We start from the raw sequence: 25420 nt of genomic DNA on the forward strand, positions 1-25420 counted from the left end.
ATGGACATTCTGAGCCTCGTTGGGGTCACCCTGGGGCTGATTGCCGTGCTGGGTGGGAGCATCGCCAAGGGCAGTGGCCTTGGGGCGCTCTGGAATGCCGCGGCCTTCGTGATCGTGGTGCTGGGTACGCTCGGGGCCACCCTGGTGCAGGCGCGGATGGCGGTATTTCTGCACGGGATGCGTATCCTGCCGTGGGCGTTCAAGCCGCCGCGGATTGACAACCGGGCGATGGTCGAGCGCATCGTCGAGTGGTCCAACGTGGCCCGCAAGGAAGGCCTTCTGGGCCTGGAGACACTGGCCGACGAGGAGTCCGACCCGTTTGCCCGCAAGGGTCTGCAGCTGCTGGTCGACGGCAGCGAGCCGCAGGCCATCCGCCAGATCATGGAGGCGGATCTCGATACCCGCGAGCACTTCGACATGCAGGGCGCGAAGGTTTTCGAGAGCATGGGGATCTACGCCCCGACCCTGGGCATTGTCGGCGCGGTGATGGGTCTGATGGCGGTCATGCAGAATCTGGCCGACCCCAGCAAGCTCGGGGCCGGGATTGCCGCGGCCTTTGTGGCGACGATCTACGGGATTGCCTCGGCCAACCTGCTGTTCCTGCCGGTGGCGAACAAGTTGAAGTCGATTATCCAGAATCGCTCGCAACACCAGCAAATGCTGATGGAAGGGCTGATCGCGATTGCGGAAGGGGAAAACCCGCGCAACATCGAAAGCAAGCTGAGTGGCTTCATCCACGAGTGAGGTCACCATGGCACGTCGCAAACGCGCAGAGGAGCACCAGAATCACGAGGCATGGGCGATCCCGTACGGGGATCTGGTCACGCTGCTGCTGGCCTTCTTTGTGGTGATGTACGCAATCTCCTCGGTGGACGACGGCAAATACCGTGTGCTGTCGGAATCCCTGGTGGATGCGTTTCGGGCGCCGATGCAGGCGGAGCCGATCCAGATCGGCGAGCCGACGGTGGCGCAGGATCGCACGCCACAGGATCTGCGCGCGCTGGTTCCCATCGAGGTCCAGCCCGGTCTGGTGGAGGACGGCCCACAGCCCATCGACATGGCCCTGAGCGGCATGCTGGATGACGCGGAGCCGGAAGACGGGATGCAGGCCTTTCTGGACGAACTTGCAGATACCGCGCGCGAGATCGAACAGGCCATGGCGCAGTGGATCGAGGACGGCGATCTGCGGGTGAGCCGCGAGGCCTACTGGCTGGAGATCGAGATCACCAGCCGCCTGCTGTTTCCTTCCGGCTCGGCCACGCTGAACCCGGCGGCCGAGAACCTGCTGCAGGAGGTGGGCGCGATCCTGGCACCCCGGGTCTCGCGGATCCATGTCGAGGGGCACACCGACAATGTCCCCATCCAGACGGCGGTCTATCCTTCGAACTGGGAGCTGTCCTCCGGTCGCGCCGCGGCGGTGGTGAGCGTGTTCGAGGGTGTCGGGGTCGATCCCGAGAACCTGGTCGCACTCGGCTATGGCGAACATCGCCCCATCGCGAGCAACGAGACCGTAGAGGGGCGGGCGGAGAATCGGCGGGTGTCCATCGTGGTGCTACCGGGGGCGCGTCCGCGTGCGGAGGGCGCTCAGGAACCGGAACGTCTGCGCGAGGATCTGGGACCGGCACCGCTTCCGACGGACGGAGATACACCATGAAGGTCTGGGCAGTCGCGAACCAGAAGGGTGGGGTGGGCAAGACCACCACCACGGTCACGCTGGGCGGTTTGCTGTCCGGGCCCGAGCAGCGAGTGCTGCTGGTGGACGTGGACCCGCACGGCTCGTTGACGGCGTACTTCGGACACGACCCCGAGACCGCCACGCGGGGGGTGTACGAGCTGTTCAGTCAGTGCGCCGAGGGTGCTACGCCCGATCCGACTGCCCTGATCCGCGAAAGCCGGTTTCCCGGCCTGGACCTGCTGACGGCGAGTACCGCTCTGGCCACGCTGGATCGGCAGCTGGGAACCCGCAGTGGCATGGGGCTGGTGCTTCGACAGGCGCTGGAAAAGGTGGAGGGCCAGTACGACTACGTGCTGCTGGACTGTCCGCCGATGCTGGGGGTGCTGATGGTGAACGCCCTCGCCGCGTGCGACGAACTGCTGATCCCGGTGCAGACGGAATTTCTCGCCCTGAAGGGGCTCGAGCGGATGATCAATACGCTGAAGATGGTACAGAAGTCGCGCAAGGCCGAACTCAAGTACCGCATCATCCCCACCCTGTTTGATCGCCGCACGCGGGCCGCCCACGAGGCCCTGGCGGAGTTGCGGCGGCTGTATGGCGACGATGTCTGGCCGGGCGTGATCCCGGTCGATACCAAGTTCCGGGATGCTTCGAGCGCAGGACAGCCGCTGTGCTTCATGATCCCGGATGCGCGCGGTGTACTGGCGTATTCGGACCTGCTTGAGGCGATTGGCGGACGCCTGTCGGAACCCCATGAACGGAGGCGGCGAGGATGAATCGGACCAGCCCGGACAACCTGGCGCTGAAGGCGGAGCCCGAGGCGCTGGATGACTACTTCGGCAGCCTGCTGGACGAGCCGGCACCGGCGCGGCCGCTACTGCCCCCCGATATCCTGGAGCCGCGCCCGGTGGTGGAGCCGGAGCCGGAGCCGGCCGCTGTCGCGGAATCCCCGGTGGTGGCGGTGGAGCCCCCTCCCGCCAGGATCGAGCCGGCGGAGCGCGAGTATGCGCGGCCGGAAGCGCCATTTTCCGCACTGGTGATCGAGGCGGGCAACCTGACCCTGCTCGCCCCGCTGGAAGCCCTTGGGGGCGTGGCCCCGCTGGACAGCCTGGAGGTGCGGCCGACCCCGAATCACTCGGTCTGGTACCTTGGACTGGCCGATACCAAGCAGGGCCGTGTGCAGCTGATCGACCTGGCCGCGGTGGTGACCCCGGAAGACCGGGACTACGAGCCAGACACCGCGCGCCAGGTGGTGTTCCTGGCGGGTTCGCGCTTTGCGCTGGCCTGCCGTGCCATCCACGGTACCCGGGTGATCCAGCCGGAGTCGCTGCGCTGGCGCAGTCAGCGCCGGCGGCTGCCGTGGCTGGCCGGCGTGGAGCGCGAACAGATGGCCACGCTGCTGGATCTGGCGGCACTGGACCGAACCCTGGACGAGGGCGCCTGGGAGTAGGGCGCGCCCCGCGGCCCATTCAAGCATTGTTGCTGGCGGCCGATACAACGGTCAGGACCGCATACCACTGGCGAACATCGCCCCGGACCGAACAACGAGGATGACATGAGCAGCGCACAAGACGTAGAAGCCATGGCCAAGGCCGACACCGCTCCGTACGTGACCTTCAGTCTGGCGGACGAGACCTACGCGATCGATGTCCTCCAGGTACAGGAGGTCCTCAAGGTCACAGAGATCGCGCCCGTGCCGGGCGTTCCCGACTATATCCTTGGAATCATCAACCTGCGCGGCAACGTGGTCACGGTCATCGATGCCCGGCGGCGCATGGGCCTGGACGAGCAGGAGCCGAGCGATGCCTCGCGCATCGTGATCATCGATGTGGACAATCAGAACGTCGGCATCCTGGTGGACTCGGTATCCGAGGTGGTGCGGATTGCGGCGGATGCAGTCGAGCCGGCCCCGGAGGTCGGCAACGACGACAGCAGCCGCTTTATCGAGGGTGTGACCAGCACGGAGGAGGGGCTGACCATCCTGGTCGATCTGAACAAGCTCCTGTCCGATGAGGAGTGGGCGCAGCTGCGCGAACTGTAGCGATACCCGATGGGTCCAATCTGACGGGGCCATGAGAGGCGGTAGCCGGGAGGTGCACCATGGTCGACGAGCTCCAGCCGGATCGGACCGTGCGCCCGGTCCATACGACCGTACCGGGTCGTCGCCTGAGTGACGACCATGACCGTGACCCGGTGTTTCGCCCTGCGATTCGCCCGACCCAGCAGCGCCCGCCACGCAAGGAAGAACGCCGCCCGCGCCGTGGCTTGATCGACGATTACGCCTGAACTTGAACCTGGACCGGCTACGGTCGATTGCGCGCCGCACTGGTGAGCCTCGGGAGCCGCCCGGTCTCTGCCGACTTTGCCTATCCCGTCTACCCGATCCGCCCGGCTGGTCAGCCGGCCTCGATTCACGCGACAATCGATCCGCGCAGGGATCGAGGAGAACAGGTGCGATGGGTGATGGATTACTGATATGGCTGGCCGCACTGGTGGCGCTGCTTGCGACCGTGATTGCCGGTTTTGCGGTCGGGCTGGTGATCCTGCTGCGTCGTCAGCTCGCTGCCCTGCGCGAGGATTACCAGCGCCAGGCCACGTCGGTCATGGCCCTGAAGGGCGCGATGAAGGCCCTGTCCGAGGGGGTGGCCACGCATGGTCAGGCGCAGGCCTCGGTACAGCGCGCGCTGGAACGCCTGCACGACCAGCACAGCGAGCTGCGGGCACGCGAGGGCGACAGTGGCACCTACGAACAGGCGATCCGCCTGATCCAGGAGGGCCACGGACGCGAAGAGGTGCGGCGCCGTTGCGGGCTGACGACCAACGAGCTGGACCTGCTGTTCAGCCTGCACGGCTCCGGCACCGCGGATGGCGCCGGCATGGGGCGATCGTCATGAACGCGGCCGGGGGCCGCGGCCGCGATAGTCGTCGTCGCGATCATCTGGCGTAATCCCCGCCAGCACAAAAACGAAGGCCAGGATCTCGGCCACCGCCACGTACAGTTCCTCCGGAATCTCGCTGCCAAGCGGAATCTGCGCGAGGGCCTCGCTCAGCGCCGGGTCCTGGTGCAGGGGGATGCCGTGCTCCTCGGCCACGCGCAGGATAGCCTCGGCGGTCAGCCCCGAGCCACTGGCGGTGATCCGCGGTGCCCGCCGCCGATCCCATTCCAGCGCCACCGCACGAGCCGGGCGCTCCGTGCCCCGTTCCGCTCCGGTTTTTCCGTCCCCGCGTCTGGCCATGACTCAGGCCTGTTCGTTCAGCATTCGGGCGTCTGCGCGCGGGTGCGGCTCGGGGTCGACCTCGCCCTGACGCACCGACATGGCGGCGACCTGCAGTTCCCGCTGACCGAGGCGTTCCCGCAGGTCGGGGAGCTGCATCCGCAGCCTTGCGACCGTGTCGGGCTGACTCGCGGTGAAATGCACCTGAATATGCCCCGCGCGTGAGGCCACCGCGATTCGGGTGGGCCCCATGCCGGGCAGATCCAGGGTCAGAACAATCGACCAGCGGGCCTCTTCGTCGGAGGCCGCGCGGGCTTCGCGGCGGATCTCCGCGAGGATGCCCTGCAGACCCTGTTCACTGCGAAGAGGCAGTTCGAAGAACCAGCGCGGGTTCCCCGATTCGTCGCTGGACAGGGTTTGCAGCGACTGCAGTTGCAGCGTGGTCACGCGCTTGAGCAGCCCCTCGAGGAGCGAGTTCATGGCGGGCAGGGCGGCGGCATTCGCTGCTGCCGGGGGCGCGGTCGCCGGGGCATTGGGGCGTGCCTCCGTGCGCAGCTGGCGTAGCTGGTCGGCGGCCCGCAGCAGCTGTGCCTTGAGGTCGGCGGCGAGCGCCGGGTGTGCGGCGTGCCCGCGTGCCGTCTGACCCAGCATGGCCTCCAGCCACACACCCGACTGCTGGACCTGCTGGCGCAGGGTGTCCGGGCGCGCGAGCTGCCCCGGGGTCGGAAGGGATTCCAGGACGCGCTGCAGCGCGGCCGGAGCCGGAGCGGCAGGGGTGGCTGGGGCCATGGCATCCATGCGCAGACCGGTACCGGCGAGACTGGCCAGGCTCTGCAGCGCCGCCGCCAGCGGACGCGCACCGGGGAGGTGCTGGCGCAGTTCCTGTCCCAGCCACTGCTGGGCCGGGATCTGCGATGCCGAACCCGCCGCCGGGCGGGTCGGGGCCCGTTCGCCCGGAAGGGGCATCAGCCGCACCTCCAGGCGGGGTTCCGTCCGGATGACCTCCATCAGCATGCCGGGGCTGCGCGTGCCGGTTGGGGCGCGGTTCAGGAGTGCCTCCGGTAGCTGGCCGGCGACCTGGGCGGTCACGACCGGGGCCGCGGCGGGGCGAGCGGAGGTCGGTGGGGGCGCGGTGGCAGCGGTCGCGCCTGTGGATGCCGGGCCCAGACGCAGTCGTACACCGCGATCCCCGACGCGTTCCACGAGCTGGACCTCGATACGGGCCCCGGGCACCAGGGGGAGTCGTTCACTACTGCTTGTCCCGGTCGCGCCGGTACCCGGTGAGGTCCAGCCGGGCATCCGGGGGCCGCTGAGATCGGCCATGGGCTGCTCCGAGATCCACTCAAAGGCTCAGCATCGCACACTTGGCGGTGGTGCAAGAACTGGCTGGACCGGGCCTGCGAGCGGTTTGTTATCCTGATGCGGTTCCCATTACCGGTTTTGAGGCGATGTCGAAGATTCGGGTGTTGATGGTGTGTCTGGGCAATATCTGCCGTTCGCCGATGGCGCACGGGGTGTTCGAGGCGCGCGTGCGCGAACACGGCCTGGCAGACGCGATCGAGGTGGACTCGGCCGGGACAGCCGGCTACCACATTGGCGCGCAGGCGGACCGGCGTGCCCGCCAGGAGGCCCGTTCACGCGGCTACGACCTGGAGCACTTGCGGGCCAGACAGCTGGAACCGGAGGATTTTCTGGAATTCGACTACATCCTGACCATGGATGATGCGAATTTCCGGAACGCGGAGCGCATTCGCCCGGACAATGCGCGCGCCGAACTCCTGCGCTTTCTGGATTTTGCCCCCGGCAGCGGGGAGACCGAGGTGCCGGACCCCTATTACGGGGGCGACGAGGGATTCGCCCACGTGATGGACCTGGTCGAGAAGGGTGCGGATGGCCTGATGGAGCACATTCGTTCGCGGCATGCGCTGAGGGCCTCCTAGGGAAACACTGATAAATGTGCACGCGCGCGCTCGAGTCGCATTTGCGTGCGAACAAGGCGCGGGGACTGCCGTACCGTCACCCTGCACAAGGGAACCGCAACGCCGGACCCTCGCCCATTTTTGGCAGGAACGGGAGACCGACCCCTTCGGGGTCGCCCCCCGGGTTACCCGATCCTGCGTTGCGGTCCGAATCCTTCAGAAACAGGCCGGGTCCTGCGCGACGGTTGTGTAAGGCGCGCGCGATCGGCCAGCCAGGGCCTGGCCCGCGAACGGACGGCCGCGCCGGCGGACCGCTGCAGTAGCGCATTGCGGAAGCCGTCTCCTTCTGTCCAGTCGAGGGCCACGCAGGCTCAGCGGGTCGTGTCCGTCGCATAAAAAGCCCGCCACAAGGGCGGGCTTCGCTGGCTGCGCAGGTGGCCGGTCGATCAGTCGCCGCCCTTGCGCTCCGTCTCGCTACCTGTGGTCGCAGGCTGCTCCGGTTGCGGGCTCTCGGCAGCCGGTTTCTTGGCCGCCTCCGGCGTGTCGCTGGCAGGTGCCGCGCTCGGGGCTTCCGGCTTCGCCGCCGGCTTGCTGGCCTGTTCCGGTGCTTGCGGCGCCGAGCCTGCGGCCGGTTCGCCCGCAGGGGATGCCGGGCCGGCCTCGTCCCCGGTCGGTTTGCTCCTGGCACGGCTGCGCCGGGGTTTGGGTGCGGACTTGTCCGCGTCCGTCGCGCCGGCGGCGGTGTCTGCATCCGGTTTTGCAGCGAGTGCCGGCCGGGTGCCGCTATCCGTGTCGCTGCTGGTTGCGGGGGCGTTTTTCTCGCCCGCATCCGCGGCCGGGGCAGCATCGGCTGCGGGCTTGCGGGTGCGGCCGCCGCGGGGGCGCGGCGCCGGGCTTTCGGCCGGGCCATCGGCCGCTGCGGGAGCGGTGTCGCTGCGCTCGGTGCCCGGTTCGCTTTCGGCGGCCGGCTTGCGCGCCCTGGCCTTGACGGGCTTCGGCTCGGTGCTGGCCGGTTCGGTACCCGCCGGCTCGCTGCCGCGTTCCCCGGTGTCGCTTGCTGCGGCGGGCTTGTCGCTGTTGCCGCGACCGGACGGCGCGGGCGCGCCGCGGTCGTCGGCGTCACCGGAGCCGGATTCAGCGGTCTTGTCGCCGGAGGCCTCGCGTGACGAGTCCCCCGTCTGCTCGCCGGAGCGGCCGCGGCCGCCGCGACGGCGACCACCCCGACGCGACCGCCGGCTGCGGCTGCGGCCCTTGCCGCTATCATCCTGCTCCTGACCCTCGGGGCCGCGGGATTCGCCATTGGTACCGGCATCGCTGCCGGCCGTGGTCTCGTCCTTGCTGCGGGCGGGCTTGTCGGCGGGTCGGTCAGACGCCTTGTCGGCGGACTTTCCGGGGGCCGCATCCGCTGCCGGAGTCTTTTCGGCCTCGGGCTTCTGCGGGGCGCCATCCTTCTTGCCGCCCGCGCGGCGGGAGCGGCCCTTGCCGGCCGCCTCGGGCTTGTCACCGGGCTTGCCGTTGCCGCCACGGCCGCGGCCGCCGGATTTGCCACCACGGCTGCCGTCGGACTTGCGGCCACCGCCCTTCCTTGGCGCGCCTTCCTGTTCTTCCTGGTTCGCTGCCGGGCGCGCATTGGGGAACAGCGACGACCAGATGCGGGTGAAGAATCCGGGCTGCTCGACCGGGGCGGAGGGCTCCGGGGCCTCCGGCGCGGTGTCTCCCACTGGCGCGGGTCCGGTCATCTTCACGCCCTGGACCAGGGGCTTTTCCACCTTGCCGCGACGTTCGCGGTGCGAGTCGCTGTCTTCTTCGACGATCTCGACCAGCTCGTGCGAGCCGCGGTCGCTGACGGCGTCTTCGCGCTCGTCGCCACGGACCCGGCGCACCTCGAAACGGGGGGTGAGGTACTGCGGGTTGGGGATGATGCTGATGTCGACCTTGTGACGATCCTCGATATCGGTGATCGACTCGCGCTTTTCGTTGAGCAGGAAGGTGCCGACGTCGACCGGGACCTGGGCCAGGACCAGTCCAGTGCGGTCCTTCATTGCCTCTTCCTCGATCAGGCGCAGAATCGACAGCGCCAGCGATTCCACGCTGCGTACCTGGCCATGGCCCTGACAGCGCGGGCAGGTGTTCTGGGAGGATTCGCCCAGCGAGGAACGCAGGCGCTGGCGCGACATCTCCAGAAGCCCGAAGCGGCTGATACGCCCGACCTGGACCCGGGCGCGGTCCATTTCCAGCGCCTCGCGCAGGCGGTTCTCGACCTCGCGCTGGTGCTTGTTGGCGTTCATGTCGATGAAGTCGATCACGATCAGGCCACCCAGATCGCGGATGCGAAGCTGGCGTGCGACTTCCTCGGCTGCCTCGAGATTGGTGTGGAACGCGGTTTCCTCGATATCGCCGCCCTTGGTGGAGCGGGCCGAGTTCACGTCGATGGAGATCAGGGCCTCGGTATGGTCGATCACCAGTGCGCCGCCGGAGGGCAGGGTGACTTCGCGGTCGAACGCGCTTTCGATCTGGCTTTCGATCTGATAGCGGTTGAACAGGGGGACCGGGTCGTCATATCGCTTCAGCTTGCGCAGGCTGTTGGGCATGACCAGGCGAACGAAGTCCTCCGCCTGCTGGTAGACGCCGTCATCGTCAATGATGACCTCGCCGACGTCGTTGCGCATGTGGTCGCGCAGGGCGCGGATGATGACGTTGCTTTCCTGATGGATCAGGGCCGGCGCCTTGGCCTTTTCAGCAGCCTCGGTGACCGCGGACCAGAGGGCCGTCATGTAGTCCAGATCCCACTGCAGCTCTTCGGTGCTGCGACCGACGCCGGCGGTGCGCGCGATCACGCCCATACCCTCGGGCATGTTGAGACCGGAGAGGGCATCACGCAGGGAGGCGCGATCCTCGCCCTCGATCCGGCGCGACACGCCGCCCGCCTTCGGGTTGTTGGGCATCAGGACCAGATAGCGGCCGGCCAGGCTGATGTAGGTCGTGAGCGCCGCGCCCTTGTTGCCGCGCTCTTCTTTTTCAACCTGGACGAGCAGCTCGGTCCCTTCCTTAAGGAAGTCGCGGATGGGCTTGTCGCTGTCGGCGGGTGCGCCGACCGCGGAGTGCGCGATCTCCTTGAATGGGAGAAAGCCGTGGCGATCAGCCCCGAAGTTGACGAACGCGGCCTCCAGGCTCGGTTCGACGCGGGTGATCTTGGCCTTGTAGATGTTGGCCTTCTTGCGCTCGCGGGAGGGAAGTTCAATATCCAGGTCGTACAGCCGCTGGCCGTCGACCATGGCGACACGCAGCTCTTCCGGCTGCGTGGCATTGATCAGGATGCGTTTCATGCAATGGACTCGGTAGGAAGTCCTGACGACCGGCGGCGAAACCGGGGATCCTGGCAGCGGCGAACGCGCGGCGAGACAGCAACGGGTAGATCCGCGCGCTCGCAGCGGCGGCGCGTAGCGGAAGCCAGCGCGCCAGCCAGGAGTTCACCAGTAACCACGGGATCAGCCGCCTGCGGGAGGCGGAGCCGGGGAGACAGGACTGGGTTAGAAGAAATAGTGTCACAGTGTCGCTTTGCGGCGATGGCCCTCCGAACGCGCGGCGGTGAGCCCGGGATCGGAGCGGCGGGTGATTCGAGGTGCGTTGCAGGTCGGTTGCAGCAGGGCACCGTGCGCCAATGTAGGGCATAACCCCGCGTCTCGGCAAGTTTTTCCGGTCGCCGCGCGTGGCGCGCAGTAGCCTGGCGCGCGTCCGTCGGGTAGCATCGCGCGCCATGAATACCCGGCGCGAAACATCCGGCCCCCGCACCCTGAAGGTGACCGAACGCGGTGACGGCCAGCGTCTGGACAATTTCCTGCTGCGCGAGCTGAAAGGCGTGCCACGCGGGTTGATCTACCGTCTGGTGCGCCAGGGCGCGGTGCGGGTGGACGGGCGCCGGGCCAAGGCCCACAAGCGCCTGGCACTGGGCAACGAGGTGCGCGTACCGGACCTCGACCGGCCGCAGGCCGCGAGCGCCGAGATCCCGCCACGTGTGCTGGACCGACTGCGGCGGGCTATTATCCACGAAGACGATCGCCTGCTGGTGCTGGACAAGCCCTCAGGGCTTGCGGTGCACGGGGGGAGCGGCCTGGCCTTCGGGATCATCGAGGCGATGCGCCAGCTGCGCCCTGACACCGAACTGGAACTGGGCCACCGGCTGGATCGCGAGACCAGCGGGTGCCTGTTGCTGGCAAAGCGGCGCGAAGCCCTGCAGGACTTCCACGCCGCCTTGCGTGAAGGGCGCGTCGAGAAGCGCTACCTGGCGCTGCTGGTCGGGCGGTTCCGCGGCGAGCAGGCGATCGAATGCGACCTGTCGATCGCCAGTGGCCGGCTGGACGACGGTCGTCGCCGCATGCGGGCCGACGAGGACGCATCCGGCGGGCGCGATGCCCACAGCGTATTCCAGCCGCTGGAGACCCATGGCGCCTTCCAGCTCGCGCAGGTGCGTATCGGTACCGGTCGTACCCACCAGATTCGAGTGCATGGCCAGGCGATCGGCCATCCGGTGGCCGGGGACCATGACTACGGCCTGCCGGATGCCAACCGGGTGTTGCGGCGACACGGGCTGCAGCGCCTGTTCCTGCACGCCCAGTCGCTGTCCTATCGGTCGGCGGATGGCGAGGAGCATCTGTTCTCCGCGCCCCTGCCGGATGAACTGGTGGCGGTGCTGGACAGCCTCGATGCCGGAGAGGAGGGGGCATGACAGCGCCGTTGCTGCCGCCGGTGGCGGGTGGGCTGCGCCTGGTGGTGTTCGACTGGGACGGCACGCTGATGGATTCGCCGCTGCGCATCGTGCACTGCCTGCAGCGCGCCGCCGAGGCGCTGGGGGTGGAGGTGCGGGACGAGGCGGCCCTGCGCAACATCATCGGCCTGGGGGTGGACGCGGCCGTGCGCGAACTCTACCCGGAGGCCGATGCGGCGTTTGTGCACCGTTTTGCCACGGCCTACCGGGCCTGCTATCTGGAGGCCGGCGACGCCCCGCCAACCCCGCTGTACCCCGGCGTCGCGCGGCTTCTCGACTGGCTGGATGCGCGCGAGGTGTTGCTGGCGGTCGCCACCAGCAAGTCGCGTCGCGGGCTGGATCAAGCCCTTGAAGTCACCGGACTGGGCGCGCGCTTCGTGGCGACCGCGACCGGCGACGAGCACCCCTCCAAGCCACACCCGGCCATGCTCGAACACGTGATGGAACGGGCCGGGGTGGAACGCACGCGGACCCGCATGGTCGGTGATAGCGTTTATGATCTGCAGATGGCGCGCCATGCCGGCGTCCCCGCCGTGGCGGTTACCCATGGAGTGCACTCCAGGGACCGTCTCCGGGCGGAGGCGCCGCTGGCGCTACAGACGGATCTCGAGGCCCTGCTGGAGGTATTCCGGCAGGCCGAAGGCGTAACCGGATAAAGGAACCACCATGGGATGGGCGAACGAAAACAAACCGGGCTGGGAACGCGAGACCCTCGAGCGTCTGGTCCAGGCGCAGGTGATCGAGCAGCGCCGGGCGCGCCGCTGGGGGATCTTCTTCAAGCTGCTGTTCCTGCTGTACCTGATCGCACTGCTGATCCTGGTGCGCGGGGGCGACATGGGGCTGGCCGGCATGTTCGAGAGCGAGCGCGAACCGGCCGACCATGTAGCGGTGGTGGAGGTCGAGGGGCTGATCGCGTCCAGCGCGGGGGCGAACGCCGAAGACATCTCCAAGGTGCTGAATGATGCCTTCGAGGCGAAGGGCACCCGCGCCGTGATGCTGCGCATTAACAGCGGCGGGGGGAGCCCGGTACAGGCGGCCATCGTGCATGACGAGGTCCTGCGCCTGAAGGACAAGCACCCGGATATCCCGGTGTATGCGGTGATTGGCGACGTCGGGGCCTCGGCGGCCTATTACATCGCGGTGGCGGCGGACGAGATCTACGCGAGCCAGGCCAGCATGGTGGGTTCCATCGGCGTGCGCATGGACAGCTTCGGTCTGGTCGACCTGATCGACAATATCGGTGTGGAGCGGCGCCTGTTTACCGCAGGCGACAACAAGGGCTTCCTGGATCCCTTCCTGCCGCTGGATGCCGGCCATGTGGACCACCTCGAAGGCGTGCTCTCCGGTGTGCACCAGCAGTTCGTGGACGTGGTGCGCTCCGGTCGCGGCGAGCGTCTGGTCGAGGGTGAGGACGATCTGTTCAACGGGCTGATCTGGACCGGTGACCGCTCCGTGGAGCTGGGCCTGATCGATGGCCTGGGTACCGACCGCAGCGTGGCGCGGGACGTGATTGGCGTGGAAAAGCTGGTGGTCTTCAAGCCGCGGCGCTCGCCGCTGCAGCTGCTGTTCGAGGACCTCGGCATGGCGGCGATGCAGCAGTGGCTGAGCTGGGAATCGACCCCGCAGTGGCGCTAGGTAAACACTGATTCAGGTACACGCTCGCGCTCGAGTCGCTTTTGCCTGCGATTAAATTCGAGCGCGTACGTGCGTTTAAGTCAGCGGCTCCCTGGGCGCCCTGGCGAGGTAGATCGCCGTACGAGGACGGCGGCAGCTTGCCCCGTTAGCCGGGCGGGTCCTCGTCGATCCGTGTCACGCGGGCGATCATGCCGATCACCGGGTGGTCGAGGTAGAACAGGTCCTCGCCGGAATTCATCCGCTGGCTGCCGCGCACGGTGACCGCGCGCGGGCGTGCATCGGCCGGCAGGGGCTCGTCCACGTGATAGATCAGGTCGGTCTCCAGGTGCAGGAAACGCCCGACCCAGATCCGCAGCCGTCCCTCCAGCTCGTAACGCGCCTCGTGGTCCTCGACCAGAAGGGGCCGCGGGGCCTGTAGCCCCGGCGTCTCGTCGATCAGGTCGCGCAGGCCGATCTGGCGGCCCTGTTGTACCCGTAGCCACGGGGCGGAGGCGTAATCGCGTCCGGTCTGATCCCAGGCCAGGCGGGTCAGGATGCGCCCGGCCCCGGAGTCCTCCACCCGGCGCACGACGCGGTCCAACTGGAACCCGCGGCGCGAATCGCGGTAGATGCGCCCGCCCAGCTCCGATTCGCCGAATCGCGGCTCGCGCGGCATGGCCAGTTCCTGCTGCAGACGGCGGCTTTCTTCGGTGCGGTGCTCGAAGATCACCAGCTCGATACGGTACTCGCGCCCGGCCTGCGCCAGTGCCGGCCCGGCCATGCCCACGAACGGCAGGGTGGCCAGGGCGCCAAGCAGACGGCGACGCAGGGGGTGGGGGCGGTTCGGGTTCGGATCGGACATTCAGGCGGCCTGTTGTTCGGGGCTGATGGTGTTCAGTAGACGCAGTACGGTCTGGACGCGCGCTTCCAGGGTCTCCATCGGGCCGAAGAAGCGGAAGGCCTTCTGCCCGTCCAGTTTGTACGCCTGCGGGTCGGATTGCACCAGTTGAATCAGCGCGGCGATGTCGAGATTGGGACGGGTGCCAAAGACCAGGCGACCGCCGGCCGGCCCCAGTTCCAGTTTGCGGATGCCCAGAGGGGTCAGACGCAGGCGCAGCCGCGCGGCCTCGAACAGGGCCTTGGCCGGGTCGGGCAGCAGCCCGAACCGATCCACCAGTTCGATCTCCATGTCGCGCAGGGCCTCCGGCGAGGTCGCGGAGCTTACCCGCTTGTAGAGGATCAGGCGCGTGTGCACGTCCGGCACGTAGTCCGCCGGGAGCAGGGCGGGCAGGCCCAGTTCGACCTCGGTGCCGGCGGCCTCCGGGGTATCCAGTTCCGGCATCTTGCCGGAGCGCAGCGCATTGACCGCGCGGTTCAGCAGGTCGTTGTACATCGAGAACCCGACCTCGTGGATCTGCCCGCTCTGTTCGTCGCCCAGGAGTTCGCCGGCACCCCGGATCTCGAGGTCGTGGCTGGCGAGGGTAAACCCGACACCCAGATCCTCCAGCGAGGCAATGGCCTCCAGGCGCTTGCGGGCATCCGCGGTCATGGCCTTTTCCGGCGGGGTGAGCAGGTAGGCATAGGCGCGGTGGTGGGAACGCCCGACGCGTCCGCGCAGCTGGTGCATCTGCGCCAGTCCGAGCTTGTCGGCGCGGTTCATCACGATGGTGTTGGCCGTGGGGACGTCGATCCCGGTCTCGATAATGGTGGTGCACACCAGGATGTTGTAGCGACGGTGGTAGAAGTCGAGCATGGCCTGTTCCAGCTCGCGCTCGCGCATCTGGCCGTGCGCGATGCCCACGCGGGCCCCGGGGAGTAGTTCCTGTACCCGCTGTGCAGTGCGCTCGATGGTGTTGACCTCGTTGTGCACGAAGTACACCTGGCCGCCGCGGCGGATCTCGCGCAGGCAGGCCTCCTGGATGATGGCATCGTTCCATTCGTTGACGAAGGTCTTGATCGCCAGGCGTTCGCGCGGCGGCGTGGTGATCACCGAGAGGTCGCGCAGGCCGGCCAGGGCCATGTTCAGGGTGCGCGGGATCGGGGTCGCCGTCAGGGTCAGCATGTCCACTTCGGCACGCAGCTTCTTCAGCGCCTCCTTGTGGCGCACCCCAAAGCGCTGTTCCTCGTCCACGATGACCAGGCCGAGGTTGGAGAAATCCAGGTCCGCCTGCAGCAGCTTGTGGGTGCCGATGACGATATCGACCTTGCCTTCCTTCAGGCCTTCGAGGACGGCGGCCTGCTGCTTGCCGCTGCGGAATCGCGACAGCGACTCGATCTGGACCGGCCAGTCGGCGAAGCGGTCGTTGAAGTTCTGATGGTGCTGTTGCGCCAGCAGGGTCGTGGGCACGAGTACGGCGACCTGTTTGTGGTTCTGGACGGCCACGAATGCCGCACGCATCGCGACCTCGGTCTTGCCAAAGCCCACATCGCCGCAGATCACGCGATCCATCGGGCGCGTGTCGGCCATGTCGGCGAGGACCGCATTGATGGCCTGCTGCTGGTCCAGGGTCTCCTCGAACGGGAAGCCGGCGGCGAAGGCGTGGTACTCGGGGGTGTCGGTGGTGAATACCGTGCCCTGGCGTGCCGCCCGCCGCGCATGGATATCCAGCAATTCCGCGGCGACGTCACGGGCCTTTTCGGCGGCCTTCTTGCGGGCCTTGCTCCACTGTTCGCTGCCGAGGCGATGCAGCGGGGCATGGTCGGCATCGGCCCCGGTGTAGCGGCTGATCAGGTGCAGCGACGAGACTGGTACATAGAGTTTGGCGCCATCGGCGTATTCGAGGGTCAGGAATTCCGAGGGCTGACCGCTGAAATCGAGCGTCTGCAGACCCAGGTAACGGCCCACGCCCTGTTCCTCGTGCACGACCGGCGCGCCGATGGTCAGGTCGCTGAGGTTCTGGATGATGGCGTCGGCATCGCGCGTGGGGCGGCTGCGGCCCCGGGTCTGCCGTGCGCGCTCGCCGAGCAGGGCGGCCTCCGGCGCCAGCGCGACGCCTTCCGGCAGTACGAAGCCCTCGCCCACCGCGGCGACCGTTACGTGCAGGCCCGGCTCGGCCGCGAGGAAGGCGCGCCAGTTGTCGACCGCCTGATGGGCGACGCCCTGATCGCGCAGCAGGGTCAGCAGGGCCTCACGGCGTCCGGCGGATTCGGCCGTCAGCAGCACCCGCTGCTGGTCGCCCACAAAGGTCTTCAGGCGCTGCGCCGGAGCGTCCTTGCCCTGCTGCAGGCCAAGATCCGGCAGGGCGTCGCAGGCGAAGGCGATCTGGCCCCCGCGTCCGGGCGGAAGCGGGGCGGCCGGGTCCCCGAGGGCGATCCCGGTGTACTTTGCCAGCCGCTCGCCGAGCTGGTCGAGGTCGAGATAAAGGCGTTCCGGAGGCAGTAGCGGGCGATCGTACTGGTGGCTCAGTTGCTCAAAACGCTCCCGTATCTCCTGGGCAAACCCTTCGGCGGCGCCGGCGATGTCGCCCACTTGCACGACCTGCGCGTCTGGGCAGTAATCAAACACGCTGTCCATGTGTTCGAAGAACAGGGGCAGGTAGGCCTCGATGCCGGGCGGCACCACGCCCTCGCTGATGTCGCGGTACACCGGGTGGCTGCTGGGGTCGCCCGAGAACTGGGCGCGGTAGCGGGTGCGAAACTCGCGGATGGAGTCGTCGTTCAGCGGGAATTCGTGGCTGGGGAGGATCTCCAGCTGTTCGACTTTTTCCGTGGAGCGCTGGGATTCGGTGTCGAACCGCCGCAGGGAGTCGATTTCGTCGTCGAGGAATTCGATCCGTACCGGCTCGTCGGCCCCCATCGGGAACAGGTCGAGGATCTCGCCGCGGGCGGCGAATTCGCCATGGCTGATGACCTGCTGAACCGCACTGTAGCCGGCATTGGCGAGGTTCTCGCGCAGGGTCATGCGGTCCAGGCGCTGGCCGGTGCGCAGGGACAGCCCCTGGGTGGTCAGCCAGTCGCGCGGAGGCAGGCGCTGCATCAGTGTCGATACCGGCATCAGGACGATGCCGCGTTCCAGCGCGGGCAGGTGATACAGGGTGCGCAGGCGTTCGGAAATGATGTCCTCATGCGGGGAGAAGACATCGAAGGGCAGGGTCTCCCAGTCCGGCAGGCGCATCAGCGGGAGCTTGCGTGCGCCGGCAAAGAACTCCCATTCCTCCTGCCAGCGGTCGGCGGTCTCGTTGGACTCGGTGATGACCAGAACGGGGCGGTCGAAGTCGCCGCCGTTCTGCGCCAGGGCAAGGGTGGCCGCAGAGGCATTCAGCCCCGACCATACCTCGAAGCCGGAGCCGGGGAAGCGGCCGGGATGGAGCGGATTACGCCGTTGATCGGACATGGGCCAGTGCGCTGTCGGGGCTGCGGGAAAGGGGCGCAATTATACGGATTCCACCGCATGGGTGCGCGAGGTCCTTAGGTCGGTCAAGGGCGATTCACAGGAAGTCTGGAAGGCGAGAAGGGTTTCAGGGTGAAGAGATTATGAGGACGCCGTTGCCTGACACGGTGCCTGTCGTGCCCCTGCGGCCGTGCAAATCATCACCCTTCCAATCTTCCCTTCTTCCTGTGAATGCTTTTGTTTGCATCAGTGGGGGTCGATGTAGCGCTTGAGGATGGGGGCGTAGGCGTCGATGCGGCGATCGCGCAGGAACGGCCATTGCCGCCGGACCGCCTCGGTGCGTCCGCGGTCAAGGGTGACCTGCAGGGTCTCGGGGTCGTCGGTGCCGGCCGAGGCGAGAAATTCGCCCTGCGGACCGGTGATGAAGCTGCTGCCCCAGAACTGCGCGCCGGGGGACTGGCCACTGGGGTCGGGCTCGTGACCGCAGCGGTTGCAGGCGATGACCGGGAGGTTGTTGGCGACGGCGTGGCCGCGCTGAACGGTGATCCAGGCCTCGCGCTGGCGTGCCTGTTCGTCGGGGGTGTCCTGCGGGTCCCAGCCGATCGCGGTCGGGTAGATCAGGAGTTCGGCCCCGGACAGGGCCATGATCCGCGCCGCCTCGGGATACCACTGGTCCCAGCAGACCAGGACGCCGAGGCGCCCGACCGAAGTGTCGATGGGGACGAAGCCGGTGTCACCCGGGGTGAAGTAATACTTCTCGTAGTACCCGGGATCGTCCGGGATGTGCATCTTGCGGTAGTAGCCGGCCAGGCGCCCGTCGGCCTCGTAGACCACGGCGGTGTTGTGATAGAGCCCCGGCGCGCGGCGCTCGAACAGGGAGCCGACCAGCACCACGCCGTGGGCCCGTGCGATCTCTCCCAGGCGTTCGCTGCTGGGACCGGGAATGGGTTCGGCGCGGTCGAAGGTGGCCAGGTCTTCGGTCTGGCAGAAATACGGCCCGGTATGCAGTTCGGCCAGGACCACCAGGCGCGCGCCGGCGGCCGCGGCCGTGGCGACCGCGCTCGCGGTGGCGTCGAGGTTGGACGCGACGTCACCGGCGTCGCGGTGCTGGATCAGGGCTATTGGCAGGTGGCTGGATTGCATCGGACAGGCTCGGTGGGGGCGGCTTATTCCTGCGGGATGCCGAGGGCGGCGGCCGGGTACTGCATGGTCAGGCAGTGCAGGCTGCCACCCTGACGAATGATCGGGCGACAGTCGATTGCGACGACCTCGCGCCCCGGAAAGGCCGTCGCCAGACGTTCGCGGGCAACGCGATCGGCCGGGTCGCCGTAGACCGGCAGCAGGACCGCACCGTTGATGATCAGGAAATTGGCATAGGTCGCGGCGAGGCGATGGCCGTCCTCGATGATCGCGTCCGGCCAGGGCAGCGGGATCAGGCGGTAGGGTTCGCCGCCGGGCTGGCGCAGAGCGCGCAGTTCCGCCTCCATGGCTTGTAGCTCGGGGTAGTGGGCGTCCTGTGGATCGTCACAGTGGACGTAGGCGATCGTGTCCGGCGCGCAGAAGCGCGCCAGGGTGTCGATATGGGCGTCGGTGTCGTCCCCCTCCAGCTGCCCGTGTTCCAGCCAGAGGATGCGGCTGGCACCCAGGTACTGTTCCAGGCGCTGTTCGATCGCGGCCCGATCCAGGGCCGGGTTTCGGGTCGGGGTCAGCAGGCAGCGACTGGTGGTGAGCAGGGTGCCGGTCCCGTCCGACTCGATCGAACCGCCTTCCAGGACCATATCCACCGGTTCCGGCACACAGGCGCCGAAGACGCCCTGGCTGGCCAGCGCCCGGGTAATCGCGTCGTCCAGCGCCGCGGGATACTTGCCGCCCCAGCCGTTGAAGACGAAATCGAGCAGGCGGGGCTTTTCGTCCTCCAGCACGGTGATCGCGGCATGGTCACGGGCCCAGCTGTCGTTGCTGGGGGCGAGGGCGAACCACAGCCGGTCGGGCTGGATGGCGGCCTCGCTCAGAAAGCCGGAGATTTCTTCGATGTGCTCGGGGTCGCGCGCGACGATCAGTACCGGCTCGTAGCGGCTGATGGTGGCGGCGATCGTGGCCAGCACCGGGTGCACCTGATCCAGGGTGGCGGCCCAGTCGGTTTGGTCATGCGGCCAGGTCAGCTGGATTGCGCCCTGCGGCTCCCACTCCGCGGGCAGCCGCCTGCGTGCCGGGGATGGCTCCCCGGTACTCATGGACGATCGGAGCGGGATCCGCCGCGAACGGCGCTGTGCAGCACGTATTCCCCCTCGAAGAACACCGAGAAATCGGTGTAGTCCCAGCGCGTGATGGGCGGGTCACCGACCGTGGCGTGGCGCGTCTCGGGCTCGCCGTGATCGCGGATCACCGCGGTCTGCGTCTGACCGCGTACGGGAAGGCCGTCTTTCTGCAGTACGGTGAAACCGCCATCGGGGCTGCGCAGGATGTCGGCCGACGCCGTGATGGGGATGCCGCCCAGCAGGGTCACGGCCAGTGCCCAGCCGGCCACGGCCGCAAGGCATCGCGACCGGCGCTGGCCGGTTTTCGGGGTGGGGTTCGACACGTCGCTTTTCCCTGGCATCGCCAACTCTCCGTTTGCTGGATATCTCCATGGTAGCGTCAACCGTGGCAGCGTGCCTCCCCGACGCCGGCTCGCGCAGGGTTCGGCGCATTCGGGGATAGGCGGGGCAGGGGATCTCTGGCATGATTTCGGCATGTTTCGCCCCCTGACTCTCGCCATCGGGCTGCGCTATACGCGGGCCAAACGGCGCAATCACTTCATTTCGTTCATCTCGGTGGTCTCCATCATCGGGTTGGCCCTTGGCGTGATGGCGCTGATTACCGTGCTGTCGGTGATGAACGGTTTCGAGCGCGAACTGCGCGAGCGCATCCTCGGTATGGCGTCGCACGCGACTATTCAGGGGGTCAATGGCGGGCTCCGGGACTGGGAGCGCCTGCAACGCGAGGCGCCCGAGATCGACGACCGCGTGATTGCCGCGGCCCCCTACGTCCAGGGCGAGGCAATGCTCAGTGCCCGGGGCCACATCTCTGGGGCCCTGGTGCGGGGCGTACAGCCGGAGGCCGAGGAACGGGTCGCGCGGATCGGCGAACACATGCTGCGCGGCGAGCTGGGCAGCCTCGAGGCCGGCAGCTACCGGGTGGTGCTGGGCCGCGAACTGGCGGCCGAGCTGCGGGTTCAGGTAGGGGACTCGATCATCCTGATGGCGCCGCAGGCATCGGTGTCGCCGGCCGGGGTGATGCCGCGCATGCGGCGCTTCGAGGTCTCCGGCCTGTTCGAGGTCGGCATGTACGAATACGACCGCGGCACGGCCTTTATCCACCTCGAGGATGCCCAGGCCGTCTTCCAGACGGGGGATCAGATCACCGGTCTGCGGCTGCGGTTGACCGACATGATGCAGGCCGGGGTGGTGGCGCGCGATGTCGCGTCGCAACTGGATGGCCTGTTCCGGGTGTCCGACTGGACGCGTCAGCACGCGAACCTGTTCCGCGCTATCCAGATGGAGAAGATGGTGATGTTCGTCATCCTGTCGCTGATCGTCGCGGTCGCCGCATTCAATATCGTGTCCACCCTGATCATGCTGGTGACGGACAAGCAGGGCGATATCGCGATCCTCCGGACGCTGGGCCTGTCGCCCGGCGGGATCATGATCATCTTCATGGTGCAGGGCGTGGTCATCGGCGCCATTGGTATTCTGATTGGCACGCTGGCGGGGGTCTCGCTGGCCACCAATATTGATGTGGTGGTGCCGTTTATCGAACGGGTGTCCGGGATCGAGTTCCTGTCAGCGGATGTTTATTACATCAGTGACTTGCCCTCGGAACTTAAACTTTCGGATGTCCTGCGTGTCGGGATCCTCGGTTTCCTGCTGACGGTGGTGGCGACCCTGTTCCCGGCCTGGCGTGCGTCGCGTACCCAGCCGGCGGAGGCCCTGCGCTATGACTGACCCGCATACCCCGGTCCTGGAGGCACGCGGCCTGGAACGGCGGTTCCGTGACGGCCGGCTGGATGTCGCCGTGCTCAGCGGCGTCAACTTCGTGCTGCATCCGGGGGATCAGACGGCGATCATCGGCGCCTCGGGCAGTGGCAAGAGCACGCTGCTGCATCTGCTGGGCGGACTGGACCGGCCGACGGCGGGCGAGGTCCGACTGCTCGGAACAGACTGGACCCGGATGAGCGAGGCCCGCCGTGGCCACCTGCGCAATCAGCATCTCGGTTTCGTGTACCAGTTTCATCATCTGCTGCCGGAGCTGACCGCGGCCGAGAACGTCGCTCTGCCGCTACTGATCCGCCGCATAGGGAGTCGCAAGGCGCGGGAAGAGGCGCAGCACTGGCTCGGGCAGGTGGATCTGGCTCATCGCCTCGATCACAAGCCGGCGGAGCTCTCCGGAGGGGAACGCCAGCGGGTCGCCATTGCCCGGGCACTGGTTACCCGACCGTCGGCCATCCTGGCGGACGAGCCGACCGGCAATCTGGATCAGGAGCGAGCCGCTCAGGTGTTCGAGCTGTTGCGGGCGATGAACCGTTCCACCGGAACGGCGCTGGCACTGGTCACCCATGACGTCACCCTGGCGCGCGAACTGGATCAGTCGGTTGAGCTGGTCAAGGGGCACCTCAAGCAGTCGTCACTCGCGGCCGCGAGCCCGGCACCGCAAGCGTAGCCGGCGGCGCCAAGCCCTTGAAAGTTCTGGGGCGTGTGCAGCCCCGCAGCGTCTGATTTCCGGCCTGGGCTATCGTCAGCGTGGATGCCGGTCGCCATTGCCGGGGCCCTGGTCGGAGTCCCTTGCAGCGGCCTCGCGTTCCGCCATTTCCCTGCGCAGGCGTCGCAGATAGCGGCGGCTGCGGGCGCGCTGCACCACGTTGAGCCGCCACAGGAAGCGCACCAGCAGATAACCGGACAGGCTGGCGGCGGCCCCGATCAGGACACTCCCGAGCAGCAGCGGTTGCCAGATGGTCAGCAGCTCGGTGGTGAACCACTCCCAGCTCCAGTCGAGGTGAATGTCGCGGCGCGGCTCGTCGAGCAGCTTGCGCCCGAGCGTGTACGCCGTATACAACATGGGCGGCATGGTGATGGGGTTCGAGATCCAGACCAGAATCACCGATATTGGCAGGTTCACGCGGACCAGCAGGGCCACGGCGGCCGCGATGAGCATCTGCATGGGCAGTGGCAGGAAGGCCACGAACAGCCCGACGGCAAACGCACCAGCCACGGAGCGGCGGTTCAGATGCCACAGATCCGGCGACCCCAGGCGCGGCCCCAGTGGCGACAGCGCCTTGTGCCCGCGCATGTGTTCCATGCCGGGAAACAGCTTCTTGATGATGTGTCTTGCCATGGTCCGGGCTGTCGATCCTGCCTCAGCGTCGCGGTTTCCGCGCCTTCTGTTCTTCTCATTGTCGCCGATTGTGCCAGTCCGGTGCGTGCCTCGTGTGCGCGGCGGGCGCAAGGTATCCCCTGGCGGTGTCGATCGTGATCGGCTTCACGCTGGGATTGCTGGCCACGGCCTGGTGGCTGCATCGCCTTCCGGAGCCGCTGACGCTGTCCTCCGGCGTCGGGCTCGTGGTTGCCGGTATCGCGTTGATCGCCGTTGCCGGCCGGGCCTTCCGGCGTGCCTGGGCGGGGCCTGTGCTGGCTATGGTCCTGGGGGCCACTTTGGCCTGGCTGGTGGTCACCGCAGGCGCCAGCCAGTGGCTGCAGCATGTGCTGGGCCCCGAACTGGCGGGGGAGGAGGTCACAGTACTCGGGACAGTCACCAGCCTGCCGGAGCATGGTGACGAGCGCAGCCGCTTTCGTATCACCGTGGATGCGGTGGAGGCGGGACCGGAGACTTTCCGTGCCCGAGAGCTGCTCGTCGCGGCCTACCCCGGGCGTCCGGAGGTGGGGGCGGGCGACTACGGCCGCATGACCCTGCGTCTGCGGCCCGCGGCCGGTCCGTCGAATCCGGGCGGGTTTGATCGCGCCGGGTGGTATTACCGCGAGGGCCTGCACGGATCCGCCACCCTGCAGGCGTTCGAGTTCGTCCCGGGTGCCCGACCGGCAGCTCGCGAGGCCGCGGCGCGTGCGCAGCTGCATCGCAAGCGTGAAGCCCTGCGGACCCGCCTCGAGCGCGCGGCCCCGGACTTGCGGCACCCGGGGTTGGTCCAGGCATTGATCATCGGCGATCGCCAGGCGATGACGACGCTGGAATGGCAGGCTTTCCTGCGCACTGGAACCAACCATCTGATGGCCATTTCGGGGCTGCATGTGGGGCTGGTGGCCGGTTTCTCCGCGCTTCTGGCCGGGTGGCTGTGGGTGTGGCTCCCAATGGTTCAGTCGCTCGCGCGGAAGGCGGCCGTGATGGGTCTGGTGGGGCTGGCCGGCGCCGCACTCTATGCCGCACTGGCCGGTTTCAGTATTCCGACCCAGCGGGCGTTGATCATGCTGGCCGCGTTTATGGTGGCCATCTGGTGGCGGCGCGGCCCGGTGGCCTGGCGCGGACTGATGCTGGCCGCCGTCGCTGTCGTGCTGTGGCAGCCAGCCAGCGTGCTGGCACCGGGGTTCTGGTTCTCGTTTGGCGCGGTGGCGGTGATCCTGCTTCTGCTGCACGGACGCGGCGCCAAGCCGGGCTGGCGCGAGGCCGGTGCGGTCCAGGTGATGCTGGCCCTGGCGATGCTGCCGTTGAGCCTGGCCTGGTTTCAACTGGGATCCTGGGTGGCGCCGGTCGCCAATCTGCTTGCGGTGCCGGTGATCAGCCTGCTGGTGCTGCCCTTGCTGTTGGTGGGTGCGGGAATGGCGGTCCTGTGGGCCCCGCTCGGACGACCGTTCCTGCATGCGGGCGACGAGTTGCTGGCGATTCTGGTGCGCATCCTGATGGAGCTGGCGCGGATTCCGGTCCTGGTGGACGAGCGCCAGGTCCCGGTGGCGGCCAGTGTGCTGGGAGGCGTTGCGGTGCTGCTGGCCCTGCAGCCGCGTCTACGCAGTGCACTTCCCTGGCTGCTGCTGGCCGGACTGGCCCTGGTGTTGCCGTTGCGGCCCGGGATCGAGTACGGGGCGGTGCGGATGCACCTTCTGGACGTTGGGAATGGCCAGTCGGTAGTTGTGCAGACCCGACATCACACCCTGCTGTACGACGCCGGTTTCGGGCGTGAGGGTGGTTACAGCGCGGGCGAGCAGGTGGTGGCGCCGACGCTGCGCCGGCTCGGGGTGCGCTCGATTGACCGCATGCTGTTGAGCCACGAGCACGCCGCGCATGCGGGCGGCGCGCCGGGGGTGCAAGCGGCATTGCCGGTGGATGAGGTTCTGCGCCGGCGCCCGCAGCACCCCGGGGAACGGGCCTGCCGCGCGGGCCAGGCCTGGGAGTGGGACGGCGTGCGCTTCGAGGTGCTCCACCCGCCCTCCGGCTGGGACGACACCGCCGCCGCCTCCTGTGTACTGGCGGTGACCTCGCACGCCGGTGTGCGGCTGTTGCTGACCGGCGGCCTGAGCGGGCTTGGCGAGGCGGTATTCATGCGCGGGCCGTCCGCGCAGCGTCAGGCGGATGTCCTGGTACTTCCGCGCGGGGCCGGTATGTCGAGTCTTTCCCGCGGCTGGCTGGAGGACGCTCCACCGACACTGGCATGGGCGAGCACGGATACGGCCGGTCGTGGCCTCGATGTGGCCGTGCGCGAGCGCCTGGCACGGGCCTGTGTGCCTCTGCAGGAGACAGGCATAGCCGGGGCGCTACGCCTGGATGCGCGGCAGACGCTGAAGGTCGGCCCGGGGTTTCGGGCCAGCACGCCCCGGCTTTGGCGCCCGGCACCGGCCGATGCCCCGAACCCGCCGCATGCTTGTAGGCAGGACGGCGGGCTTCCCCGCCCGCAAGCACCGGAAGCCGGACCGACTTGAAAGG

At 68.0% G+C, this 25420-nt stretch carries 23 protein-coding genes; 14 read left to right on the forward strand and 9 right to left on the reverse strand.

Annotation, left to right across the window (positions count from 1 at the left end; all coding sequences use genetic code 11):
- From D000_RS0105415 to D000_RS0105445, 7 genes are all read left to right on the forward strand, one after another.
- The gene (locus tag D000_RS0105415) at positions 1–744 is read left to right on the forward strand and encodes a flagellar motor protein (protein WP_018872522.1); all 744 of its coding nucleotides are present in this window, start codon (positions 1–3) and stop codon (positions 742–744) included.
- 7 nt (positions 745–751) lie between these two features.
- Positions 752–1654: a flagellar motor protein MotD gene (gene motD, locus D000_RS0105420; protein WP_018872523.1), complete on the forward strand. Its 903-nt coding sequence runs from the start codon at positions 752–754 to the stop codon at positions 1652–1654.
- Entirely contained in the window at positions 1651–2451 is an 801-nt protein-coding gene (locus D000_RS0105425) for a ParA family protein (protein ID WP_018872524.1), read from the forward strand. The genes motD and D000_RS0105425 overlap by 4 nt, the downstream gene beginning before the upstream one ends.
- On the forward strand, positions 2448–3125 hold the full coding sequence (locus D000_RS0105430) for a chemotaxis protein CheW (protein ID WP_018872525.1): 678 nt from the start codon (positions 2448–2450) through the stop codon (positions 3123–3125). Before D000_RS0105425 ends, D000_RS0105430 begins: the two co-directional genes overlap by 4 nt.
- 132 nt (positions 3126–3257) lie before the next feature.
- On the forward strand, positions 3258–3716 hold the full coding sequence (locus D000_RS0105435; RefSeq protein ID WP_018872526.1) for a chemotaxis protein CheW: 459 nt from the start codon (positions 3258–3260) through the stop codon (positions 3714–3716).
- A gap of 59 nt (positions 3717–3775) precedes the next feature.
- Positions 3776–3961: a hypothetical protein gene (locus D000_RS0105440; RefSeq protein ID WP_018872527.1), complete on the forward strand. Its 186-nt coding sequence runs from the start codon at positions 3776–3778 to the stop codon at positions 3959–3961.
- Between the two features lie 170 nt (positions 3962–4131).
- Positions 4132–4569, forward strand: a complete 438-nt coding sequence (locus D000_RS0105445; protein ID WP_018872528.1) for a DUF2802 domain-containing protein — start codon at positions 4132–4134, stop codon at positions 4567–4569.
- On the opposite strand, the gene D000_RS0105450 is transcribed toward D000_RS0105445, so the two are convergent.
- Both D000_RS0105450 and D000_RS0105455 read right to left on the reverse strand, forming a co-directional pair.
- On the reverse strand, positions 4564–4911 hold the full coding sequence (locus D000_RS0105450) for an EscU/YscU/HrcU family type III secretion system export apparatus switch protein (protein WP_026279784.1): 348 nt from the start codon (positions 4909–4911) through the stop codon (positions 4564–4566). The two genes, D000_RS0105445 and D000_RS0105450, sit on opposite strands and share 6 nt — an antisense overlap.
- Positions 4912–4914: 3 nt before the next feature.
- Positions 4915–6213: a flagellar hook-length control protein FliK gene (locus D000_RS0105455; RefSeq protein WP_026279785.1), complete on the reverse strand. Its 1299-nt coding sequence runs from the start codon at positions 6211–6213 to the stop codon at positions 4915–4917.
- Between the two features lie 125 nt (positions 6214–6338).
- Between D000_RS0105455 and D000_RS0105460 the strand changes: the two genes are divergently transcribed.
- Positions 6339–6830, forward strand: coding sequence for a low molecular weight protein-tyrosine-phosphatase (locus D000_RS0105460; protein WP_018872531.1), 492 nt, complete (start codon positions 6339–6341; stop codon positions 6828–6830).
- Positions 6831–7255: 425 nt separating this feature from the next.
- On the opposite strand, the gene D000_RS0105465 is transcribed toward D000_RS0105460, so the two are convergent.
- Positions 7256–10135: an Rne/Rng family ribonuclease gene (locus D000_RS0105465; protein ID WP_018872532.1), complete on the reverse strand. Its 2880-nt coding sequence runs from the start codon at positions 10133–10135 to the stop codon at positions 7256–7258.
- A gap of 431 nt (positions 10136–10566) precedes the next feature.
- Between D000_RS0105465 and D000_RS0105470 the strand changes: the two genes are divergently transcribed.
- From D000_RS0105470 to D000_RS0105480, 3 genes are read left to right on the forward strand one after another with little or no spacing between them, the layout of a single operon-like run.
- Positions 10567–11535, forward strand: coding sequence for an RluA family pseudouridine synthase (locus D000_RS0105470; protein WP_018872533.1), 969 nt, complete (start codon positions 10567–10569; stop codon positions 11533–11535).
- Positions 11532–12230, forward strand: coding sequence for an HAD family hydrolase (locus tag D000_RS0105475; RefSeq protein ID WP_018872534.1), 699 nt, complete (start codon positions 11532–11534; stop codon positions 12228–12230). The genes D000_RS0105470 and D000_RS0105475 overlap by 4 nt, the downstream gene beginning before the upstream one ends.
- Before the next feature lie 10 nt (positions 12231–12240).
- Positions 12241–13209, forward strand: a complete 969-nt coding sequence (locus D000_RS0105480; protein WP_018872535.1) for a S49 family peptidase — start codon at positions 12241–12243, stop codon at positions 13207–13209.
- Between the two features lie 145 nt (positions 13210–13354).
- Here D000_RS0105480 and D000_RS0105485 read toward each other — a convergent pair whose 3' ends face one another.
- From D000_RS0105485 to D000_RS0105505, 5 genes are all read right to left on the reverse strand, one after another.
- Positions 13355–14050, reverse strand: a complete 696-nt coding sequence (locus D000_RS0105485; protein WP_018872536.1) for a CsiV family protein — start codon at positions 14048–14050, stop codon at positions 13355–13357.
- Positions 14051–17521 (reverse strand): transcription-repair coupling factor, encoded by a 3471-nt coding sequence (gene mfd / locus D000_RS0105490; RefSeq protein WP_018872537.1) that lies wholly within the window; start codon positions 17519–17521, stop codon positions 14051–14053.
- 243 nt (positions 17522–17764) lie between these two features.
- A complete protein-coding gene (locus tag D000_RS0105495) occupies positions 17765–18661 on the reverse strand; it encodes a carbon-nitrogen hydrolase (protein ID WP_018872538.1) in 897 nt (298 codons plus the stop codon).
- Positions 18662–18684: 23 nt separating this feature from the next.
- Positions 18685–19752, reverse strand: a complete 1068-nt coding sequence (locus D000_RS0105500) for an agmatine/peptidylarginine deiminase (protein WP_018872539.1) — start codon at positions 19750–19752, stop codon at positions 18685–18687.
- Positions 19749–20117, reverse strand: coding sequence for a hypothetical protein (locus D000_RS0105505; RefSeq protein ID WP_038047542.1), 369 nt, complete (start codon positions 20115–20117; stop codon positions 19749–19751). Before D000_RS0105505 ends, D000_RS0105500 begins: the two co-directional genes overlap by 4 nt.
- Before the next feature lie 133 nt (positions 20118–20250).
- Between D000_RS0105505 and D000_RS0105510 the strand changes: the two genes are divergently transcribed.
- Both D000_RS0105510 and D000_RS0105515 read left to right on the forward strand, forming a co-directional pair.
- Positions 20251–21501 (forward strand): lipoprotein-releasing ABC transporter permease subunit, encoded by a 1251-nt coding sequence (locus D000_RS0105510; RefSeq protein ID WP_018872541.1) that lies wholly within the window; start codon positions 20251–20253, stop codon positions 21499–21501.
- Positions 21494–22216 (forward strand): ABC transporter ATP-binding protein, encoded by a 723-nt coding sequence (locus D000_RS0105515; RefSeq protein ID WP_018872542.1) that lies wholly within the window; start codon positions 21494–21496, stop codon positions 22214–22216. Before D000_RS0105510 ends, D000_RS0105515 begins: the two co-directional genes overlap by 8 nt.
- A gap of 75 nt (positions 22217–22291) precedes the next feature.
- Here D000_RS0105515 and D000_RS0105520 read toward each other — a convergent pair whose 3' ends face one another.
- Positions 22292–22888: a DUF2062 domain-containing protein gene (locus D000_RS0105520; RefSeq protein ID WP_018872543.1), complete on the reverse strand. Its 597-nt coding sequence runs from the start codon at positions 22886–22888 to the stop codon at positions 22292–22294.
- A gap of 134 nt (positions 22889–23022) precedes the next feature.
- On the opposite strand from D000_RS0105520, the gene D000_RS0105525 reads away from it, so the two are divergent.
- Positions 23023–25416: a DNA internalization-related competence protein ComEC/Rec2 gene (locus D000_RS0105525; RefSeq protein ID WP_081616645.1), complete on the forward strand. Its 2394-nt coding sequence runs from the start codon at positions 23023–23025 to the stop codon at positions 25414–25416.
- The last annotated feature ends 4 nt before the right edge of the window (positions 25417–25420 follow it).

The organism is Thioalkalivibrio sp. ALJ16, from assembly GCF_000377345.1.
GTDB lineage: Bacteria > Pseudomonadota > Gammaproteobacteria > Ectothiorhodospirales > Ectothiorhodospiraceae > Thioalkalivibrio.

Excerpts from the sequence above, each read along its gene's own strand:
- D000_RS0105440 (WP_018872527.1), top strand. The coding sequence starts at position 3,776 with ATGGTCGACGAGCTCCAGCCGGATCGGACCGTGCGCCCGGTCCATACG.
- D000_RS0105435 (WP_018872526.1), top strand. The coding sequence starts at position 3,258 with ATGGCCAAGGCCGACACCGCTCCGTACGTGACCTTCAGTCTGGCGGAC.
- D000_RS0105445 (WP_018872528.1), top strand. The coding sequence starts at position 4,132 with ATGGGTGATGGATTACTGATATGGCTGGCCGCACTGGTGGCGCTGCTT.
- D000_RS0105480 (WP_018872535.1), top strand. The coding sequence starts at position 12,241 with ATGGGATGGGCGAACGAAAACAAACCGGGCTGGGAACGCGAGACCCTC.
- mfd (WP_018872537.1), bottom strand. The coding sequence starts at position 17,521 with ATGTCCGATCAACGGCGTAATCCGCTCCATCCCGGCCGCTTCCCCGGC.
- D000_RS0105485 (WP_018872536.1), bottom strand. The coding sequence starts at position 14,050 with ATGTCCGATCCGAACCCGAACCGCCCCCACCCCCTGCGTCGCCGTCTG.
- D000_RS0105460 (WP_018872531.1), top strand. The coding sequence starts at position 6,339 with ATGTCGAAGATTCGGGTGTTGATGGTGTGTCTGGGCAATATCTGCCGT.
- D000_RS0105455 (WP_026279785.1), bottom strand. The coding sequence starts at position 6,213 with ATGGCCGATCTCAGCGGCCCCCGGATGCCCGGCTGGACCTCACCGGGT.
- D000_RS0105415 (WP_018872522.1), top strand. The coding sequence starts at position 1 with ATGGACATTCTGAGCCTCGTTGGGGTCACCCTGGGGCTGATTGCCGTG.
- D000_RS0105495 (WP_018872538.1), bottom strand. The coding sequence starts at position 18,661 with ATGCAATCCAGCCACCTGCCAATAGCCCTGATCCAGCACCGCGACGCC.
- D000_RS0105465 (WP_018872532.1), bottom strand. The coding sequence starts at position 10,135 with ATGAAACGCATCCTGATCAATGCCACGCAGCCGGAAGAGCTGCGTGTC.
- D000_RS0105430 (WP_018872525.1), top strand. The coding sequence starts at position 2,448 with ATGAATCGGACCAGCCCGGACAACCTGGCGCTGAAGGCGGAGCCCGAG.
- D000_RS0105470 (WP_018872533.1), top strand. The coding sequence starts at position 10,567 with ATGAATACCCGGCGCGAAACATCCGGCCCCCGCACCCTGAAGGTGACC.
- D000_RS0105450 (WP_026279784.1), bottom strand. The coding sequence starts at position 4,911 with ATGGCCAGACGCGGGGACGGAAAAACCGGAGCGGAACGGGGCACGGAG.
- D000_RS0105510 (WP_018872541.1), top strand. The coding sequence starts at position 20,251 with ATGTTTCGCCCCCTGACTCTCGCCATCGGGCTGCGCTATACGCGGGCC.
- motD (WP_018872523.1), top strand. The coding sequence starts at position 752 with ATGGCACGTCGCAAACGCGCAGAGGAGCACCAGAATCACGAGGCATGG.
- D000_RS0105520 (WP_018872543.1), bottom strand. The coding sequence starts at position 22,888 with ATGGCAAGACACATCATCAAGAAGCTGTTTCCCGGCATGGAACACATG.
- D000_RS0105505 (WP_038047542.1), bottom strand. The coding sequence starts at position 20,117 with ATGCCAGGGAAAAGCGACGTGTCGAACCCCACCCCGAAAACCGGCCAG.
- D000_RS0105500 (WP_018872539.1), bottom strand. The coding sequence starts at position 19,752 with ATGAGTACCGGGGAGCCATCCCCGGCACGCAGGCGGCTGCCCGCGGAG.
- D000_RS0105515 (WP_018872542.1), top strand. The coding sequence starts at position 21,494 with ATGACTGACCCGCATACCCCGGTCCTGGAGGCACGCGGCCTGGAACGG.
- D000_RS0105425 (WP_018872524.1), top strand. The coding sequence starts at position 1,651 with ATGAAGGTCTGGGCAGTCGCGAACCAGAAGGGTGGGGTGGGCAAGACC.
- D000_RS0105475 (WP_018872534.1), top strand. The coding sequence starts at position 11,532 with ATGACAGCGCCGTTGCTGCCGCCGGTGGCGGGTGGGCTGCGCCTGGTG.